The sequence below is a fragment of the Bradyrhizobium sp. Bra78 genome (assembly GCF_024519855.1).
GTDB lineage: Bacteria > Pseudomonadota > Alphaproteobacteria > Rhizobiales > Xanthobacteraceae > Bradyrhizobium > Bradyrhizobium japonicum_G.
The window spans coordinates 17,373-34,667 of the sequence record NZ_JALJRE010000015.1 but is presented as its reverse complement, the minus strand read 5'-3'; the positions used below and the strand labels follow the sequence as shown (position 1 = coordinate 34,667).

The 17,295-nt window shown below is 65.1% G+C and carries 18 protein-coding genes; 13 read left to right on the top strand and 5 right to left on the bottom strand.

All coding sequences use genetic code 11. The annotated features are described in order from the left end of the window. Positions 1-41: 41 nt before the first annotated feature. Positions 42-1,370, bottom strand: coding sequence for an aspartate aminotransferase family protein (locus tag OC450_RS28135; RefSeq protein ID WP_262049059.1), 1,329 nt, complete (start codon positions 1,368-1,370; stop codon positions 42-44). Between the two features lie 149 nt (positions 1,371-1,519). On the opposite strand from OC450_RS28135, the gene OC450_RS28130 reads away from it, so the two are divergent. Further along, positions 1,520-2,068 carry a cupin domain-containing protein gene (locus OC450_RS28130; RefSeq protein WP_211381749.1) on the top strand — a complete coding sequence of 183 codons (549 nt, stop codon included), beginning with the start codon at positions 1,520-1,522 and terminating at the stop codon, positions 2,066-2,068. 136 nt (positions 2,069-2,204) lie between these two features. Next, positions 2,205-2,357 (top strand): hypothetical protein, encoded by a 153-nt coding sequence (locus tag OC450_RS28125; protein ID WP_211381748.1) that lies wholly within the window; start codon positions 2,205-2,207, stop codon positions 2,355-2,357. Between the two features lie 44 nt (positions 2,358-2,401). On the opposite strand, the gene OC450_RS28120 is transcribed toward OC450_RS28125, so the two are convergent. From OC450_RS28120 to OC450_RS28110, 3 genes are read right to left on the bottom strand one after another with little or no spacing between them, the layout of a single operon-like run. After that, a complete protein-coding gene (locus OC450_RS28120) occupies positions 2,402-4,663 on the bottom strand; it encodes a xanthine dehydrogenase family protein molybdopterin-binding subunit (RefSeq protein WP_262049058.1) in 2,262 nt (753 codons plus the stop codon). Beyond that, positions 4,656-5,711: an FAD binding domain-containing protein gene (locus OC450_RS28115; protein WP_211381746.1), complete on the bottom strand. Its 1,056-nt coding sequence runs from the start codon at positions 5,709-5,711 to the stop codon at positions 4,656-4,658. The genes OC450_RS28120 and OC450_RS28115 overlap by 8 nt, the downstream gene beginning before the upstream one ends. Then, complete coding sequence (locus OC450_RS28110; RefSeq protein ID WP_211381745.1) at positions 5,708-6,205, bottom strand: (2Fe-2S)-binding protein; 498 nt, start codon at positions 6,203-6,205, stop codon at positions 5,708-5,710. Before OC450_RS28110 ends, OC450_RS28115 begins: the two co-directional genes overlap by 4 nt. A gap of 252 nt (positions 6,206-6,457) precedes the next feature. Here OC450_RS28110 and OC450_RS28105 point away from each other — a divergent pair, with 252 nt between their 5' ends. Next, complete coding sequence (locus OC450_RS28105; RefSeq protein WP_211382412.1) at positions 6,458-7,096, top strand: TetR/AcrR family transcriptional regulator; 639 nt, start codon at positions 6,458-6,460, stop codon at positions 7,094-7,096. Between the two features lie 65 nt (positions 7,097-7,161). After that, a complete protein-coding gene (locus OC450_RS28100) occupies positions 7,162-7,569 on the top strand; it encodes a DUF4864 domain-containing protein (RefSeq protein WP_262049057.1) in 408 nt (135 codons plus the stop codon). Here OC450_RS28100 and OC450_RS28095 read toward each other — a convergent pair. After that, entirely contained in the window at positions 7,566-8,831 is a 1,266-nt protein-coding gene (locus tag OC450_RS28095; RefSeq protein WP_211381743.1) for an MFS transporter, read from the bottom strand. The two genes, OC450_RS28100 and OC450_RS28095, sit on opposite strands and share 4 nt — an antisense overlap. A 175-nt stretch (positions 8,832-9,006) precedes the next feature. On the opposite strand from OC450_RS28095, the gene OC450_RS28090 reads away from it, so the two are divergent. The 9 genes from OC450_RS28090 to OC450_RS28050 all read left to right on the top strand — a co-directional run bounded on the left by OC450_RS28090 (position 9,007) and on the right by OC450_RS28050 (position 17,263). Further along, the gene (locus OC450_RS28090) at positions 9,007-9,429 is read left to right on the top strand and encodes a hypothetical protein (RefSeq protein ID WP_249128816.1); all 423 of its coding nucleotides are present in this window, start codon (positions 9,007-9,009) and stop codon (positions 9,427-9,429) included. Between the two features lie 76 nt (positions 9,430-9,505). Continuing rightward, on the top strand, positions 9,506-9,793 hold the full coding sequence (locus tag OC450_RS28085) for a hypothetical protein (RefSeq protein ID WP_211381741.1): 288 nt from the start codon (positions 9,506-9,508) through the stop codon (positions 9,791-9,793). 9 nt (positions 9,794-9,802) lie between these two features. Next, the gene (locus OC450_RS28080; protein WP_262049056.1) at positions 9,803-11,227 is read left to right on the top strand and encodes a TolC family protein; all 1,425 of its coding nucleotides are present in this window, start codon (positions 9,803-9,805) and stop codon (positions 11,225-11,227) included. Between the two features lie 13 nt (positions 11,228-11,240). Next, positions 11,241-12,578, top strand: a complete 1,338-nt coding sequence (locus tag OC450_RS28075) for a copper oxidase (protein WP_262049055.1) — start codon at positions 11,241-11,243, stop codon at positions 12,576-12,578. Positions 12,579-12,613: 35 nt separating this feature from the next. Further along, complete coding sequence (locus OC450_RS28070; RefSeq protein WP_211381738.1) at positions 12,614-13,069, top strand: cupredoxin domain-containing protein; 456 nt, start codon at positions 12,614-12,616, stop codon at positions 13,067-13,069. A 14-nt stretch (positions 13,070-13,083) separates the two neighbouring features. After that, positions 13,084-13,386: a copper-binding protein gene (locus tag OC450_RS28065; protein WP_211381737.1), complete on the top strand. Its 303-nt coding sequence runs from the start codon at positions 13,084-13,086 to the stop codon at positions 13,384-13,386. 166 nt (positions 13,387-13,552) lie between these two features. Further along, on the top strand, positions 13,553-14,305 hold the full coding sequence (locus OC450_RS28060) for a hypothetical protein (RefSeq protein WP_211381736.1): 753 nt from the start codon (positions 13,553-13,555) through the stop codon (positions 14,303-14,305). Between the two features lie 321 nt (positions 14,306-14,626). Then, positions 14,627-16,768 (top strand): flagellar biosynthesis protein FlhA, encoded by a 2,142-nt coding sequence (gene flhA, locus OC450_RS28055; RefSeq protein WP_256809117.1) that lies wholly within the window; start codon positions 14,627-14,629, stop codon positions 16,766-16,768. 294 nt (positions 16,769-17,062) lie between these two features. Next, positions 17,063-17,263 (top strand): hypothetical protein, encoded by a 201-nt coding sequence (locus OC450_RS28050; protein WP_011084994.1) that lies wholly within the window; start codon positions 17,063-17,065, stop codon positions 17,261-17,263. Positions 17,264-17,295: the final 32 nt, after the last annotated feature.

Sequence of the window (17,295 nt, the reverse complement as noted above, 5' to 3'; positions counted from 1 at the left end):
CCGCCGCTGCAAGAAACAACTCGCAACGGCGAGAGCAATTATCAGGCCACCCGCTTGATGGCGTCGCCCAGAATCGACACGATGTCGTCGATGTGGCTCTTCTCGACAATGAGCGGCGGCGATAGCGCGAAGGAGTCGCCGCTCATGCGGAAATACAGCCCGCGATTGAAGCAGTCGACCATCACGTCGTAGCCGCGCGCACCAACCGTGCCGTCACGCGGCGACAGCTCGACCGCGCCCATCAGGCCGCAATTGCGGATGTCGATGACGTTGGGCAGGCCCTTCAGCGAATGCAGCGCATCGCGCCAATATTCGGCGATCGAGGCACCGCGCGTGAGCAGACCCTCGTCCTTGTAGATGTCGAGTGTCGCGATACCGGCGGCGCAGGCCGTCGGATGCGCCGAATAGGTGTAGCCGTGGAACAGCTCCATCTGGTTCTCGGGGCCGACCATCAGGCCGTCGTGAACCTTGCGGTGAGCGAACACCGCGCCGCAGGGAATGGTGCCGTTGGTGATGCCCTTGGCCGTCGTCATCAAATCAGGCGTGACGCCGAAGAAGTTGGCGGCGAACGGCGTGCCAAGGCGGCCGAAGCCGGTGATGACCTCGTCGAAGATCAAGAGGATGCCGTGCTTGTCGCAGATCTCGCGCAGGCGCTGCAGATAGCCCTTCGGCGGCGGCAGCACCGCGGTCGAGCCCGGAACCGGCTCGACGATCACGGCGGCGATCGTCTCGGCGCCGTGCAGAGCGACGAGGCGCTCGAGATCGTCGGCGAGCTCGGCGCCGTGCTCCGGCTGATCCTTGGCAAAGGCGTTGCGGGTGAGATCATGGGTGTGGCGGATGTGGTCGACGCCCGGCAGGAGGGTCGTGAAGGCGCGGCGATTGGCGACCATGCCGCCGACAGACGTGCCGCCGAAGCCGACGCCGTGATAGCCGCGCTCACGGCCGATCAGGCGGGTGCGGCTCGCCTGGCCGTTGGCGCGGTGATAGGCGAGCGCGATCTTCAGCGCGGTATCGACCGACTCGGAGCCGGAATTGGTGAAGAAGATGCGGTCGAGGCCCTTCGGGGCGATCTCGGCAAGGCGCTCGGCGAAGTCGAAAGCCAGCGGATGGCCCATCTGGAACGACGGCGCGAAGTCCAGCGTCATCAGTTGCCGCTCGACCGCAGCCGCGATCTGCTTGCGGCCGTGGCCGGCATTGACGCACCAGAGACCGGCGGAGCCGTCGATCACCTTGCGGCCGTCGACGGTGGTGTAGTGCATGCCCTCGGCCGAGGAAAACAGGCGCGGCGCCTTCTTGAACTGCCGGTTGGCCGTGAACGGCATCCAGAACGAATCGGTCTTGATGGTGTTCGGAATCTGATGAAGGGTCACGGGCCACGCTCCTTTGCTGACCCGTTAGCAGAGCCACGGCTCAGGCCAGTCAACAAGTCCTTTTCTGCGCTGCCGCAACCCATTGATTTAGCTGGGGGTGCTGGTCCATATTTGCCCGATCCGCAACACTTGCAACAGGGATTCCGGGCATGAGCGTCGACATCGGTGGACGGCTGCGATTCATCCGGGCCCGCCAGAAGCTGTCGCAGCGTGAGCTCGCCAAGCGCTCAGGGGTCACCAATTCGACGATCTCGCTGATCGAATCCAACCAGATGAACCCGTCGGTCGGCGCGCTCAAGCGCATCCTCGACGGCATCCCGATGGGGCTCGCCGAATTCTTCGCGCTGGAGCCGGAGACGCGGCGCAAGATCTTCTACCGCTCCGAAGAGCTGACCGAGGTCGGCAAGAAGCCGATCTCGTATCGCCAGATCGGCGACAATCTGTTCGGCCGCAGCCTTCAGATCCTGAAGGAGCGCTACGAGCCCGGCAGCGACACGGGACGGGTGCACCTCGTCCATGACGGCGAGGAAGGCGGCATCGTGATTTCGGGCAAGCTCGAAGTCACCGTCGAGGACGAGCGCCGCATCCTCAATCCGGGCGATGCCTATTATTTCGAGAGCCGCCGCCCGCATCGCTTCCGCTGCGTCGGCGGCAGGCCGTGCGAGGTGATCTCGGCCTGCACGCCGCCGACGTTTTGAAATTATCCGGAATCTTACGGAGTGCCCCGGTGTCTTACGGAGATTGAGCCATCTCAATTTCCGCGAGCCGATCCTCTATATGATGCGAGCCGTAGCCGAGAGACATTCCGGCGCCGCATTCTAACCGGGCTCGCAGATGAAGATCACGCTCGCCAATGCAGAGGCTGCGCTCGATGAAGTGCAGCGCGACACTGACAAGCTCCATTCGCAGGAGCTGCGTAAGATGATCGCCGACTACATCGAGACGCAGCGAGAGGCTCTCAAGGCCCTCCGCAAGAAGTTGCACTAGCAGGACGCGGCGGAACGAGACCAGCTCGTCCCGCTTTTTTTGCCTCAAAGCGGCGTCAGCAATTCCTCGATCCTGATCGGGAAACGACGCACACGGATGCCCGTCGCATGCCAGACCGCGTTGGCGACCGCGCCGGCGCTGCCGGTGATGCCGATCTCGCCGACGCCCTTGATGCCGAGCGCATTGACGTGCGGATCGTGCTCCTCGACCGTGATCACGTCGAGCGGCGGCACGTCGGCGTTCACGGGGATGTGGTACTCGCCGAGATTGGCGTTCATGATCCTCCCGCTGCGGCGGTCGGTGATGGCCTCCTCGTGCAGCGCGAACGACATGCCCCAGATCATGCCGCCGAACAGCTGACTCTGCACCATGCGCGGATTGACGATGCGCCCGGCCGCGAACGCACCGACCATGCGCGTGACCCGGACCTGGCCGAGCTCGGGATCGACCTTCACCTCCGCGAACACCGCGCCGTGGGCGTGCATCGCATACTCCTCCATCGCCGCCGGATTCGGCGCACCGGTGCCGCGCGCCTCGACCTCGGCGACGCCTGCGCGCGCGAGAATCTCGGGATAGCTCTCGCTGCGGCTCTGGTCGTCACGCCGGATCAGCCTGCCGTCGCGCGCGATCACGCCGGCATTGCCGGCGCCGAACAGCGGCGAGCGCTCGTCACCGGTTGCGAGATCGGCGAGCTTTGCGATCACGGCTGCGCCGGCGCTGTGGATCGCGGCACCCGCAGTCGCGGTATGCGCCGAGCCGCCGGCGATGCCGGCATCGGGCAGGTCCGACGTGCCGGCCTTGAACTCGACCCGGTCGATATCGAGCCCGAGCTCGTCGGCTGCGATTTGGGCCAGCGCCGTCCAGGCGCCCTGCCCCATGTCATGCGCGCCGATCTCCATGGCGCCGGAGCCGTCGCCGCGAAGAACTGCACGTGCCTCGGCCTGGAACATCAACGCCGGGAAGGTCGCGGTGCCCATGCCCCAGCCGACCAGGAGGCCGGCATCGTCGCGCATCTGCCGCGGCTGGAGCGGTCGCTTCGCCCAGCCGAAGCGCGCCGCGCCCTGCTCGTAGCAGGCACGCAATGCCTTGGACGAAAACGGTTTGCCGGTGATCGGCTCGACCTCGGCATAGTTCTGGAGGCGAAAGGCGAGCGGATCGATGCCGCAGGCCCAGGCCATCTCGTCGATCGCGCTCTCCAGCGCGATCGAGCCGGTCGCCTCGCCGGGCGCGCGCATGAACAAAGGGGTGCCGGTATTGACGCGCACGGCATCATGCGAGGTGCGGATCGCAGGAGCCGCATAGAGCGTGTGCGAGGCATCGGCAGCCGGTTCGTAGAAATCATCGAACGTGCTCGACACCGTTCTGGCATGATGATCGAGCGCGGTCAGACGCCCCTCGCCATCGGCGCCGATGCGCAGCCGCTGCCGCGTCGGCGCGCGATGGCCGACCGGACCGTACATCTGCTCACGACGCAGCACGAGCTTGACGGGCTTGCCGACGAGCTTGGCAGCCATGAGACCGAGGACCGGGGGGCCCGCCATCAATCCCTTGGAGCCGAAGCCGCCGCCGAGGAAGGGGCTGCGGATGTGGATCTTGTCGTGGGCAATGCCGAACAGCTCAGCCACGCGCGCAAGCGACAGCATGAGCCCCTGGGTCGGCATGTCGATCTGCACGCTGTCGCCGTCCCAGGCGGCCACGATCGCATGCGGCTCCATGGCGTTGTGATATTGCGGCGGCGTCTCGTAAGTCGCGTCGATCTGCTTGTCGGCCGACGCGAGACCGGCCTCGACGTCGCCGCGGTGATTTTCGGTGGGGTTGCCGACACCGACGACAGGCGGCACGAAGCTTTCGCCGGCATCGAGCCCGACGAGGGCGGGCAGCGTCTCGTAACGCGGCGCCAGCAGCACCGCGCCTTCCGTCGCCGCCTCCAGCGTTTCGGCGATCACGACGGCAATGGGCTGGTTGGCGTAGCGGACCTCGTTGCTCTGCAACACCTCCATCCGGAACACGAACGGATTGGTCTTGATCTCGGGGTCGATCGCAAGCTGCGGCTTGTGGTCCGGTGTCATGACGTCGACGACGCCGGGATGGCGCTTGGCGGCGGCGACATCGAGCGCGGTCACGCGGCCGCGTGAAATGCTGGCAACAGCCATGACCGCAAACAGCATGCCCGGCGGGTGATTGTCGGCGGCGTATGTCGCCTGCCCCTTCACCTTGAGGATGCCGTCGCGGCGGGTCAGGGGCTGGCCGATGTTCGAGCCGTGGCGCAGATGGGCGGGCGCGCTGGTCAGGTTGAGCTCAGGCATGAATGGCTCCGGACGTCGAGGCAAAGGAAGAGGCCGGCAGCGCGGGGATGCGCGCGGGCGTGCCGGCAGCGGCGAGGGTCAGCGCGCGCACGACGATGCGGCGCGCGAGCTCGATCTTGAAGGCGTTGTCACCGGACGGTTTTGCGTCGGTGAGCGCACGCCAGGCGGCCTCCTGGAACGCGTCTGCCGTCGGCGCGACGTTCCTGAGCACGTCCTCCGCGGCGCGGGCGCGCCAGGGCTTTGCGGCGACGCCGCCGAGCGCAAGCCGCGCCTCCCCGATCCTGCCGTTCTCGATTCGCAACGCAGCGGCGGCCGAGACGACGGCAAACGCGTAGGAAGTGCGCTCGCGAACCTTCAGGTAGCGCGCATGCGCGGCAAAGCCGCGCGCCGCAGGCGGCAGACGCACGGCGACGATGAGATCACCCGGTTCGAGCGCCGATTCGCGCTCGGGCGCAGCGCCCGGCAGGCGATGCAGCTCGTCGAGCGCGATCTCGCGCCGCCCGTTCCTGCCCTCGATCTCGACGACGGCATCGAATGCGACCAGCGGCACGCAGAAGTCCGACGGATGCGTCGCGATGCAGTTTTCGCTCCAGCCGAGCACGGCGTGGCTTCGGTTCTCGCCCTCGCGCGCGTCGCATCCGCTGCCGGCCTCGCGCTTGTTGCAGCGGCTGGCGGTGTCATAGAAATACGCGCAGCGCGTCCGTTGCAGCAGATTGCCGCCCACGGTGGCGGCATTGCGCAGTTGCGCCGATGCGCCGGAGAGCAGCGCTTCGGCGACGGCCGGATAGGCCTTTGCAAAGTCCGCGTCATGCGCGAGATCGGCGTTGCTCACCAGCGCGCCAATGCGCACACTACCGTCGGCGAGATGCTCGATCTGATCGAGGCCGCCCAGATGCGTGACGTCGACCAGACGATCCGGTCGGCTGACGCCACCCTTCATCAGATCGAGCAGATTGGTGCCGGCGGCAAGATAGACGGCGCCCGGCTGAGCCGCGGCGGCGACGGCCTCGGCGACCGTGCCGGGCTTGACATAATCGAACTGTTTCATGCGGAGCGCCTCTGATTGGATTCGTCCATGCCGGCCTGCGCCTCGAGCACGGCATCGACGATGCCGGCATAGGCGCCGCAGCGGCACAGATTGCCGCTCATGCATTCGCGGATGCGCTCGGGATCGTTGCCGGCCTGCGCCTCGCTCATCATGCCGATGGCGCTCATGATCTGGCCGGGCGTGCAGAAGCCGCATTGAAAGCCGTCATGGGCAATGAAGGCGGCCTGCACGGGGTGAAGCTGGTCGCCGCGCGCGACGCCCTCGATGGTGAGGATGTCGGCACCGTCATGACTGATGGCGAGTGCGAGGCAGGAGTTGATGCGCTTGCCGTCGACCAGAATGGTGCAGGCGCCGCATTGGCCGCGGTCACATCCCTTCTTGGTTCCGGTGAGATGGAGGCGCTCACGCAGCAGATCGAGCAGCGTGACGCGCGGATCGTCGAGGACGAAGTCGCGCCGCGCACCGTTCACGGTGAGGCTGATGGAGTGGTTCATACAAGGCTCCGATCAGATATGGACATGGGTGATCGCGCAGCGCGCCACCGCCGTGGCCGCCGTCGATCTGCGCCGCCCGGACACAATCCGAGCCAACGTCTCGACGAAGATACGGAGGCACCCTCCGTTTAACAAGGGCCGCCGAAAAATATTTGGAATTCGTCAAAAGCCCGAACGCGGACAACGCGATGCAGCCCTGCAAGGGTTCATTGCAGGGTTCAATCTAACCAATTCGTGATCTACATTGCCGGCATGGACGACCACACCGACCAGACCCGCAAGCCCCGCGCCGACGCCGTGCGCAATCGCGAGCGCGTGCTCGAGGCGGCCAAGACCGTGTTCAACGCGGGCGGTCCGGAGGCGAGCCTCGAGGCCGTGGCCAAGCGTGCCGGCGTCGGCATCGGCACACTCTATCGGCATTTTCCGACGCGCGAGGATTTGTTCGAGGCGGTGTACCGGCGCGAGGTCGAGCAGCTCAGCGAGCTCGCCGAGCAGTTGAAGAACGCCAAGGACCCGGTGGATGCGCTGCGGCGCTGGCTGCGCTCAGGGGTCGAATTCGTTGCCACCAAGAAGGGCATGGTGGCAGCCTTGGCGCTCGCGGTGCAAAGCGGGTCGGAGTTGCATGCCTTTTCCTTTGAGCGCCTGACCAAGGCGATCGGCTCGCTGCTCGATCGCGCAGCCGCGGCTGGCGCGATGCGCGCGGACGTCAGTCCCGAGGACTTGCTGCGCGCGTTCTTCGGCATGTGCTACATGCACGACCAGCCGGGCTGGCAATCCTCGGTGCTGCGGATGCTCGACGTGTTCGTCGACGGGCTGCGGGTACAACCGGCCGGCAAGCCCAAGGTTCGGCTTCCCAAGCCTGCGAAGCCGGCGGTGAAACGGAAGCGATAGCGCGCCGTACTTACCTAAGGTCATGCTAAGATCAGCATCGCCGGGGTTTCAACGCGGAGCCTGTTATGCGCATTGCCGCTTTGCTCGTCATCCTTACGATCGTCTTCGGCACAGCTCCAGCATTCGCCGACGACGTCACTGCGGCGCAGGGCGTCATCCGCGCCCAGGAACAGGCTTTTACGCACGATGATGCGGCCGGGGCCTATTCCCATGCCGCGCCGGCGATCCGGGAGATCTTCCCCGCGCCCGACATCTTCATGTCCATGGTGCAAAACGGCTACCCGCCGGTCTATCGACACAAGAGCTTTGAGTTCGGCGAGAGCAAGACCGAAGGCAACCGGGTCGCGCAGCGTGTCCACATCGTGGATGCCAATGGCGAGGCCTGGGAGGCGCTCTACACGCTCGAGCTGCAGCCGGACGGCAGCTACAAGATCACGGGTTGTTCGCTGCTGAAGGCGGGACAGGCGGTTTAGGTCGCAAAACCCGGCCCGGTCCTGACCGCATTCATCCGCGACCGGATCAGCAGTGTCACGACGATGACGATATTGACGCCATTCCACGCCACGCCGTTGGCGAAGGCTGCAGCATACGATCCGGTCGCGTCGAAGATGACGCCCGACACCCAGCCGCCGAAGGACATGCCGAACACCGAGGCAAAGATCACGATGCCGACGCGCGTTGCTGCCTGGCTCGCCGGCATCGCCTCGCGCACGATGATGGCGTAGCTCGGCACGATGCCGCCCTGGAACAGGCCGAACATGGCGGAGATCAGATAGAGCGAGGTGAGGCTGTCGAAGAACAGGTAAAACACCAGCGCAAAGCCTTGCGCGAGAGCACCGACCAGAAGCGTGGGGATGCCGCCGATCTTGTCCGCGAGGTAGCCCGAGCCGATGCGGCTGACGATGCCGCAGGCCATCATCAACGAGAGCATTTCGGCGCCGCGCGCCACGCCATAACCGAGGTCGCCACAATAGGCGACGATATGCACCTGCGGCATCGCCATGGCGACGCAGCAGGAGATGCTGGCGATCGAGAGCAGCACGGTCAGCGTGTTGGTCGACAGCTTGAGATCGACCCGCGGCGGCGGCGCATTGGCGTGATTGCGGACCTTGTCGTCGCCCATCTGCGCGCGCAGGACCAGCACCAGGATGGACATCAGACCGACGCACACGATGCCGATCCCGATATGGGTGTAGCGCCAGCCGATCGTCTGCATGCCAAAGCTCACGAGCGGCGGCCACATCGTGCCGGCGACGTAATTGCCGCTGGCGACGATGGTCACGGCAAGGCCGCGATAACGCTCGAACCAGTGCGACGCCTCCGCCATCAGCGGCGCGAAGGTCGCCGACGTGCCGAGACCGATCAGGAAATACGCCGCCACGAACTGCCAGAGCTGGGTCGACAGGCCCGCGAGCACATTGGCGACGCCGAGGAACGCGATGCTGATCGCCATCGCCGGCACGATGCCGAACCGGTCGGTGATCTTGCCGGCGATCACGCCGCCAAGCCCGAACCCGAACATCAGGAGGGTGAAAGCCAGCGACACCGCGCCGCGCGTGGCGGCAAATTCAGCCTGCACCGCGGGAATCATGACCACGATCGCCCACATGCCGACGCCGCCGATCGAGCCGATCAGCAGCGCAATGACGAGCCGCATCCAGGCCCGACGGGAATCAGGGCTGAATGTCTCGGGTGTTTGTTCTGGATGATTTGGCGCGTGCACGGGCCGGACCATGGCCCGCAGGGGGCCGCAGGGTCAAGCAGCGTGGCGCGATATTGGGCATGCACGGTGCACTGCGGTAAGAAGGAGCTTGGCGAACGCGCGCTTTGCCGTTAATTTGCAATCAGCGTGTGCAACATTGCCGCGCGGAGAGCATGTCGACGGAATGTTGCTGCGATTGACACGATCGATGCGGATCAGGGTGGGGCGCCTCATTGCCCTCGCCTATCTGTTCTGCGTGCTCGCGCCGGCAGCAAGCCTCGCCTGGGGTCATGGCCCCGCGCCATGCCTCGGCGACGACGTTCTGCTCGGCGACATCGTGCCCGCGCACCATCAGATGCAGACGAGCCATACACATGGCGACTCCTCGCATGACAATGCGGGGGCACATGCGCATCACCAGGCCGCTGCACAGGACGCGCCGGCGCCCCATCACCACGGCGGCAAGGGCACGGCCGGACCGTGCTGCGCGATGATGTGTGTGAGCGCGTTGCCGGCCGATCTGCCCAGCTTCGCAAAGCCGCTTCAGCCGGTTTCCGCCTGTGCGCCCGAGATCGTGGCGATCCTGCACAGCGCCGCGCCGCCCCTGCTCTACCGCCCTCCCATCGCCTGATCTGACGCGACGACGTCAGGCCGACGCGCATCCGCGCGCGTGCACCTGTGGTCCTACGACAGATCAGGGATGAATCATGTTGACGCTTTCCGGGGCGAAGTCCGCCGCCGCGTCCGCGGCGCTTGGACGACGACACTTTCTATTTAACTGGCCGCTGCTGGCCGTGGCTGCGCTGGCACTGTCCGGCTGCATGCCGGCAACGACGCAGGTCGCCGGCGTCGATCCTGCCGATCCCTCGGCAAAGGTCGCACGCACCAGCTATCGGTCGACCATCGCGCCGTATACCAGCCTGCGGCCTGCGACGCCGGCACCATGGCGCGAGCGCAACGAGAACGTCGCGCCGCAGCCCAAGCAGGACCGGTAGGAGCGCGCCATGACACATCATCTCGCGCGGGGCCTGCTCGTCCTCACTGCGTTCGGACTCTCCGGCTGCATGGCATTCTCGCCGGACGGAGGCATGACGACGGTCTCGGACCTAACCAGCCAGACCATCAATAAGGATGTCGCCTTCGTCCGGTCGGCCGAGGGCGCGGAGGCCGTCAACGCGGCCGTCCGCCGCTTGCTGGCGCGAACGCTGACCACCGAGACCGCCGTGCAGATCGCGCTGCTCAACAACAGGGGATTGCAAGCGGCCTATAACGAGCTGGCGCTGGCCGAGACCGATCTCGTCGAGCAAAGCCTGCCGCCCAATCCGGTGTTCTCGATCTCGCGGATCTCAGGCAATGGCGCCAGCGAAATCGAGCGCCAGGTGGTCGGCGACATCCTCGCACTCGCCACCCTGCCGTTCCGCTCCGACATCGCCCGCGACCGCTTTCGTCAGGCGCAGTTGCGTGCAGCGCTGGCGACGCTGCGGCTCGCCGCCGATGTCCGCGGCGCCTATGTCCGCGCCGTGGCCGGCAACGAGATGGTGGTGCTGCTGACGGACGCGAAGGCGACGGCGGAATCGACCGCACAACTCGCGGTCAAGCTCGGCGAGACCGGCTCGATCAACAAGCTCGACCAGGCCCGCGAGCAGGTGTTTTACGCCGAAACCGCCGCCGACCTCGCGACCGCGCGGCAGACGGCGACGAGCGCGCGCGAAAAGCTTGCGCGCCTGATGGGATTGTGGGACGGCGGCCTCGACTTCCGCCTGCCCAATCAAATGCCGCCGCTGCCGCGCCGGCCGCGGGCATTGCCGTCGATCGAAACCGACGCGGTCGCCCATCGCATCGACCTGCAGATCGCGCGGCTGGAATTGACGGCGCTGGCGAAATCGCTGAACCTCACCGAGGCCACGCGCTTCGTGACGCTGCTCGACCTCGCCGGGATCTCGCGCCGCACCCAGGATCCGGAAGGAGCGCCGTTCCGCGAACGCGGCTTCGACGTGCAGTTCCAGATCCCGATCTTCGACGGCGGCGAGGTTCGGGTGCGGCAGGCAGCCGAGACCTACAACCTCGCCTTCAATCGTCTGACCGAGCGCGCCGTGAACGTCCGCTCGGAAGCGCGCGATGCCTATCGGATCTACCGCTCCAGCTACGACATCGCGAGCCACTACCAGCGCGAGATCCTGCCGCTGCGCAAGATCATCACCGAGGAAATGCAGCTCCGCTTCTCCAGCATGCAGGTCGATATCTTCGCGCTGCTCACCGAGGCACGACAGCGCCTCGCATCGCTGCGCGGCGCGATCGATGCCAGGCAGAAGTTCTTCCTCGCCCAGTCCGACTTGCAGACCGCCGTCAACGGCGGCGGCGCGCCTGCGGCCGGCGGCGACAATTCAACCACCATCGCCGCGGCAGCGCCTGCCGACGGCGGCCACTGACATGGAGGCCGAGATGTTTTCCCGCCGAGGATTCCTGGGCACTGCCGCGCTAGCCAGCGCATCCGTCGTCAGCGGCCGCGTGCAGGCCGCCTCGATCCCGGAAGCCCCGCACATGGACAAGGTGGTGATGCAGCCGCCGCTGCATCCGACCAGCGGCCCGGACTATCACCCCGTCGTTACGCTGAACGGCTGGTCGCTGCCGTTCCGCATGAACGGCGACTGGAAGGAATTCCATCTCGTCGCCGAGCCCGTGGTGCGCGAGTTCGCCGAGGGCATGAAGGTGAATTTGTGGGGCTATAACGGCCAGTCGCCGGGACCGACGATCGAGGCCGTCGAAGGCGACAAGGTTCGTATCTTCGTCACCAACAGATTGCCCGAATACACCACCGTGCACTGGCACGGCATGATCATTCCCAGCGGCATGGACGGTGTCGGCGGACTGACCCAGCCGCACATCCAGCCTGGCAAGACCTTCGTCTACGAGTTCGAGATGAAGAAGAGCGGGACCTTCATGTACCACCCGCATTCCGACGAAATGGTGCAGATGGCGATGGGCATGATGGGCATGGTCGTCGTGCATCCGCGCGATCCGAACTTCGGCGCCGTCGACCGCGACTTCGTCTTCGTGATGAGCACCTATCGCGTCGATCCCGGCACCTATCTGCCGCAGGTCAACGAGATGACCGACTTCAACATGTGGACCTGGAATGCGCGGGTGTTTCCCGGCATCGATCCCTTGCCGGTCAGGCTCGGCGACAAGGTGCGCGTGCGCATCGGCAATCTCAGCATGACCAACCATCCGATTCATCTGCACGGCCACAGCTTTGCGGTGACCTGCACCGACGGCGGCTGGATTCCGGAGAGCGCGCAATATCCTGAGACGACGACCGACGTGCCGGTCGGCGCGGTGCGCGTGTTCGACGTGCTCGCCGACAATCCCGGCGACTGGGCGTTCCACTGCCACAAGTCGCATCACACCATGAATGCGATGGGACACGCGGTGCGCAATCTGATCGGCGTGTCGCGCAAGGATCTCGCCAAGGCCGTCGGCAAGCTCGCGCCCGACAGCATGGCGATGGGCTCGACCGGCATGGCGATGGGCAACATGGAGATGCCCGCGCCCGACAACACGCTGCCGATGATGACCGGCACCGGCCAGTTCGGCCCGATCGAGATGGGCGGCATGTTCACGGTGATGAAGATCCGCGAGGACCTCGCGCGCGACGATTATCGCGATCCAGGTGCCTACCAGTTCCCGCAAGGCACCGTCGCCTACGAGATCACGCCGCCGGCCCCGGAGCCGCCGCGGCAACAACCAGGCGGCCCGCCGATGAAGAACATGAAGATGTGAGCTTGCCGATGAACCACCACCAACTGGAGAGACCAATGAACAAGACGATCAAACTCGCCCTCGCGCTGGCTGCGCTTTCGATCGCGCCGGCCTTTGCCCACGAGCAGCACGGGCATGGGACCTTTTCGGCCGGCGAGCCCGGCGATTCCAAGAAGCCCGCCCGCACGATCGAGATCTTGATGAACGAAATGGACTACACGCCCGCCAGGATCGAGGTCAAACGCGGCGAGCAGATCCGTTTCGTGCTGCGCAATGTCGGCAAGGAGGACCACGAATTCCTGCTCGCCACCACCAAGGAGAATCTCGCGCATGCGGTGGAGATGAAGAAGCATCCGCACATGGAGCACGACGACCCCAACGGCGTGCGGCTAGCACCGAACAAGACGGCCGAGATCCTCTGGAAATTCAGCAAGGCCGGCACATTCGAGTTTTCCTGCCTGATCCCCGACCACCGCGACTACGGCATGGTCGGCCACGTCACCGTGAAGTAACGAGGGAGCCTTCGATGAACCGCATCATCCGTATCGCTGCCGCGTTGGCGCTGACCGTCGGTCTTGCCGCCGGAGCCTTCGCGGCCCAGGGCGCCGCGATCAGCGGCGAGGTCAAGAAGATCGACGAAGGCACCGGCAAGATCACGCTCAAGCACGGACCGGCGAAAAGCCTCGGCATGGATGAACCCATGACCATGGTCTACCGGGTCAGGGACCCTGCCTTGCTCAAGCAGGTGAAGGTCGGCGACAAGGTCACCTTCGAAGCCGAGGAGGCGGCTTCGGGGTATACGGTGACCAGAATAGAGAAGGCGAAGTAGGCAGCCCTCGTCGTTCCGGGGGCGATGCGCTGCATCGAACCCCGGAATCTCGAGGTTCGGGGATCGCCACCATGACTTAAACGGCGACGCCCGCAGAGATACCTCTCTCTTTTCCACAACTTTAAATAATGGCAAGATGACCCTTATTTGAGTCATGGAGCGCATTATGGAGCAGGATCATATCGACAAGGCTATTGTTGAAAACTACCGCAAACTGCGAACACGGATGGGCGCGCTGACTGCGGCTTTCCCGGTCGTCGTCATCTTGATCGGACTCCTTTGGGGCATTCGTCTCCAGCCCTCGTTGAGCGATTACTATTTTGCCCAGGACGCGGTTCAAGGCAGGGCGGATCTCTATCCCGTCCGGCTTTGGTTCTGCGGTTTCCTCTTCGCTGTCGGCGTGTTCTTGTACCGCTACAAGGGCTTCTCGAAAAATGAAGACCGCTGGCTCAGCCTTACCGGCGCATTTGTCCTGGGCGTTGCGATCTTTCCCATGGCCGTCTCCGGCAAGACGAGTCCATTCACACTCGCATCGTTCGGCCTTCCGAATGTGACGCTGCACGGAATCAGCGCGGTGCTGGCGTTCGCCTGTATCGGCATCATCATATTCTGGTACTCGGACTCGACGCTGTCGAAGCTCAAGAAGGACAGTGCGGCCCGCAAATGGTTCAGGAGGGCCTACTTCCTGATCGGCACCTACATGTTGCTGGCCATGGCAGGCTCGGTCATCATGCATTTCCTGCATACGGATCGAGAGAACGATTCCTACATCCTGTATGTGGAATGGTCCGGCCTCTGGGCCTTTGCCCTTTATTGGTTCGTGAAGAATCTCGAGCTTCGTTACGTTGCGGAGTCGATCAGGAAGGGGACGACCGCACCGTCGCCCATGGGCAAGGCCGATGTCCTGGACGCGCTGTAGATCCGGAGCGTGAAGTGGCGGTTCCCGTCTAAGGCCTGAGGCTGGGTGGCTGTTGGTTCGCCGCCCAGAGCCTCCGCCTGGAATGATCTCTCGGGGCCCCCCGACGCCCTCTCCCTTCACGCTTGCCCGCACCCTCCGTTAACCGTTTGCTAACCATACACCCGGCAAGAATTGCCGAGTGAAGTCGAGTGTCGTCAGCCGCGTAAGACGGGAGCCCCCGTGGACGCCAGTGCGGTGCCTCACTTTCGGAACGGCGGCCCTTCGGCCGCCGCGCAGACAATTGGGGCGCGCGGACGGCAGTCGCGCGGGGGAGCAGCTACCATGGTCGACGTCACCGCGGGACAGGGCGTAGGCAGCACGAACGCCGGCTTCCCCACCCTTGCCGAGGTCGGGAACATCCTCAAGCGCGGCGATATCGCGCTGGCCCTCGGCGTCCTCACCATCCTGGTGGTGCTGATCCTCCCGCTGCCCGCGATCGTGCTGGACCTGTTCCTGGCGATCTCGATCACGCTCTCGATCCTGATCCTGATGACGTCGCTGTTCATCCAGGCGCCGCTGGAATTTTCCGCCTTCCCGACCGTCCTGCTGATCTCGACCATGCTGCGCCTGTCGCTCAACATGGCCTCCACCCGCCTGATCCTGTCGCACGGGCACGAGGGCACGGATGCCGCCGGTCACGTCATCGAGGCCTTCGGCAGCTTCGTGATGGGCGGCAATTTCGTCATCGGCATCATCGTCTTCGCCATCCTGATCATCGTCAACTTCGTGGTCATCACCAAGGGTTCGGGCCGTATCGCCGAAGTCGCCGCCCGCTTCCACCTCGACGCCATGCCCGGCAAGCAGATGGCGATCGACGCCGACCTCTCCGCCGGCCTGATCGACGAGGCGGTCGCCAAGCAGCGCCGCAAGGACCTGGAGGACGAGAGCGGCTTCTTCGGCGCCATGGACGGTGCCTCGAAATTCGTTCGCGGCGACGCCATCGCGGGCCTCCTGATCGTCTTCATCAACGTCGTCGGCGGCATGATCATCGGCGTGGCGCAGCAGGGCCTCTCCTTTGCCGACGCCGGCCGCAGCTACACGCTGCTGACCGTCGGTGACGGCCTCGTCACCCAGGTGCCGGCGCTGATCGTCTCGACCGCGGCCGGCCTGCTCGTCTCCAAGGCCGGCGTCTCGGGCGCTGCCGACAAGGCGCTGATGAAGCAGTTCTCCGGCTACCCGCAGGCGCTCGCGATGTCCGCGGCGGTCATGCTGGTGCTGGCGGCGCTGCCGGGCATCCCGACCCTTCCGTTCCTGGCGCTCGGCGCCGGCGCCGGCGCGCTCGCCTGGCACGCCCGCAACCGCAACCGGGCGACTGCAAGGGCTGCCGAAATTGCAAAGACCGCACCTGCACCGGGAACGCCGGGCGCGCCGGGCGCCGCTGCGACCGAGGAGCCGATCTCGGCTGCACTCAAGATCGACGACCTCAAGATCGAGCTCGGCTATGCGCTGCTGCCGCTCGTCAACGGGCCGGACGGCACCGACCGCCTCACCGAGCAGATCAAGGCGCTGCGCCGCTCGCTCGCGATCGAGATGGGTTTTGTGATGCCCGCCGTGCGCATTCTCGACAACGTCCAGCTCGAAGCCAACACCTACATCATCAAGATCAAGGAAGTCGACGCGGGCTCCGGCAAGATCTGGCCGAACCAGTTCATGGTCATGGACCCCGGCGGCAGCCAGGTGCAGGTGCCCGGCATCCACACCACCGAGCCGACCTTCGGCCTGCCCGCGACCTGGGTCGATGCCAGCCTCAAGGAGGAGGCCTCGCTCAAGGGCTATACCGTCGTCGACGCCGCGACCGTGCTCTCGACCCACCTCACCGAGCTGCTCAAGGCCAACATGTCGGACCTGCTCTCCTATGGCGAGGTGCAGAAGCTGCTCAAGGAGCTGCCGAAGGAGCAGAGCGAGCTGGTCAAGGACATCGTGCCGGGACAGGTCACGGTCTCCGGCATCCAGCGCGTGCTGCAGCTGCTGCTCGCCGAGCGCATCTCGATCCGCGACCTCTCGACGATCCTCGAGGGCATCGCGGATTCGCTCGCTTTCTCGCGCAATCCCGCCACCATGGTCGAGCACGTCCGCGCGCGGCTGGCGCGGCAGATCTGCGCGCAGAACACCTCCTACAACGGTTATCTGCCGCTGATCGCATTGTCGGCGCGGTGGGAGCAGGCCTTTGCCGAATCCATCATCGGCCAGGGCGAGGAGCGCAGCCTCGCGATGCAGCCCTCGAAGCTGTCGGAGTTCATGACCGGCGTGCGCGAGGCGTTCGAACGCGCCGCCCGCGAGGGCGAGGCGCCGGTGCTGGTCACCTCTGCGGCAATTCGTCCCTTCGTGCGCTCCCTGGTCGAGCGGTTTCGGGCCCAGACCACCGTGCTGTCGCAGGCGGAAATCCACCCGAGGGCAAGGTTGAAAACGGTCGGAAGCATCTGATTTGCCTTAAGAAGCCGTATGTTTTTTGGCCACAGGCAAATGGTTTTTGAGTTCCGGGCGCCTTGTCGACCAGATGTCGATAAAACGCCTTGCAGGCACATTACGTACTTGAAATAATTATATAATTGCACGATTGGAGGCCGCTTCTGATCGCGGACTCTCACGTCGTGTCACGCTCTTGTGATCGCCTCTTGGGAACGAATCCCCCCAATACTAGGTTGTTGGGCATCGGAAGCATGAACCTGCCCGAACAGGGCGGCGACTACTTCGGGTAGATGGCGGCAGGAGCCTTCCATGAACCACTCGATTTACAGCGCAGATCGCTCGACCCACCTGAAGATCGTGGTCGTGGCCCTCGTCGCAGGGATCGCGGTGGCAGGCTTCGGCATCACGGCGCGCACGGGTTCGGACGAAGGTCTGACCCAGACCGCCCGCGTCATCAAGGCCGGCAAGCCGGTTGTGATCACCAGCTCGAACGCTTCACTCGTTCGCTAAGGAGACATGAGTTTCAGGAATTCACGCGGCTC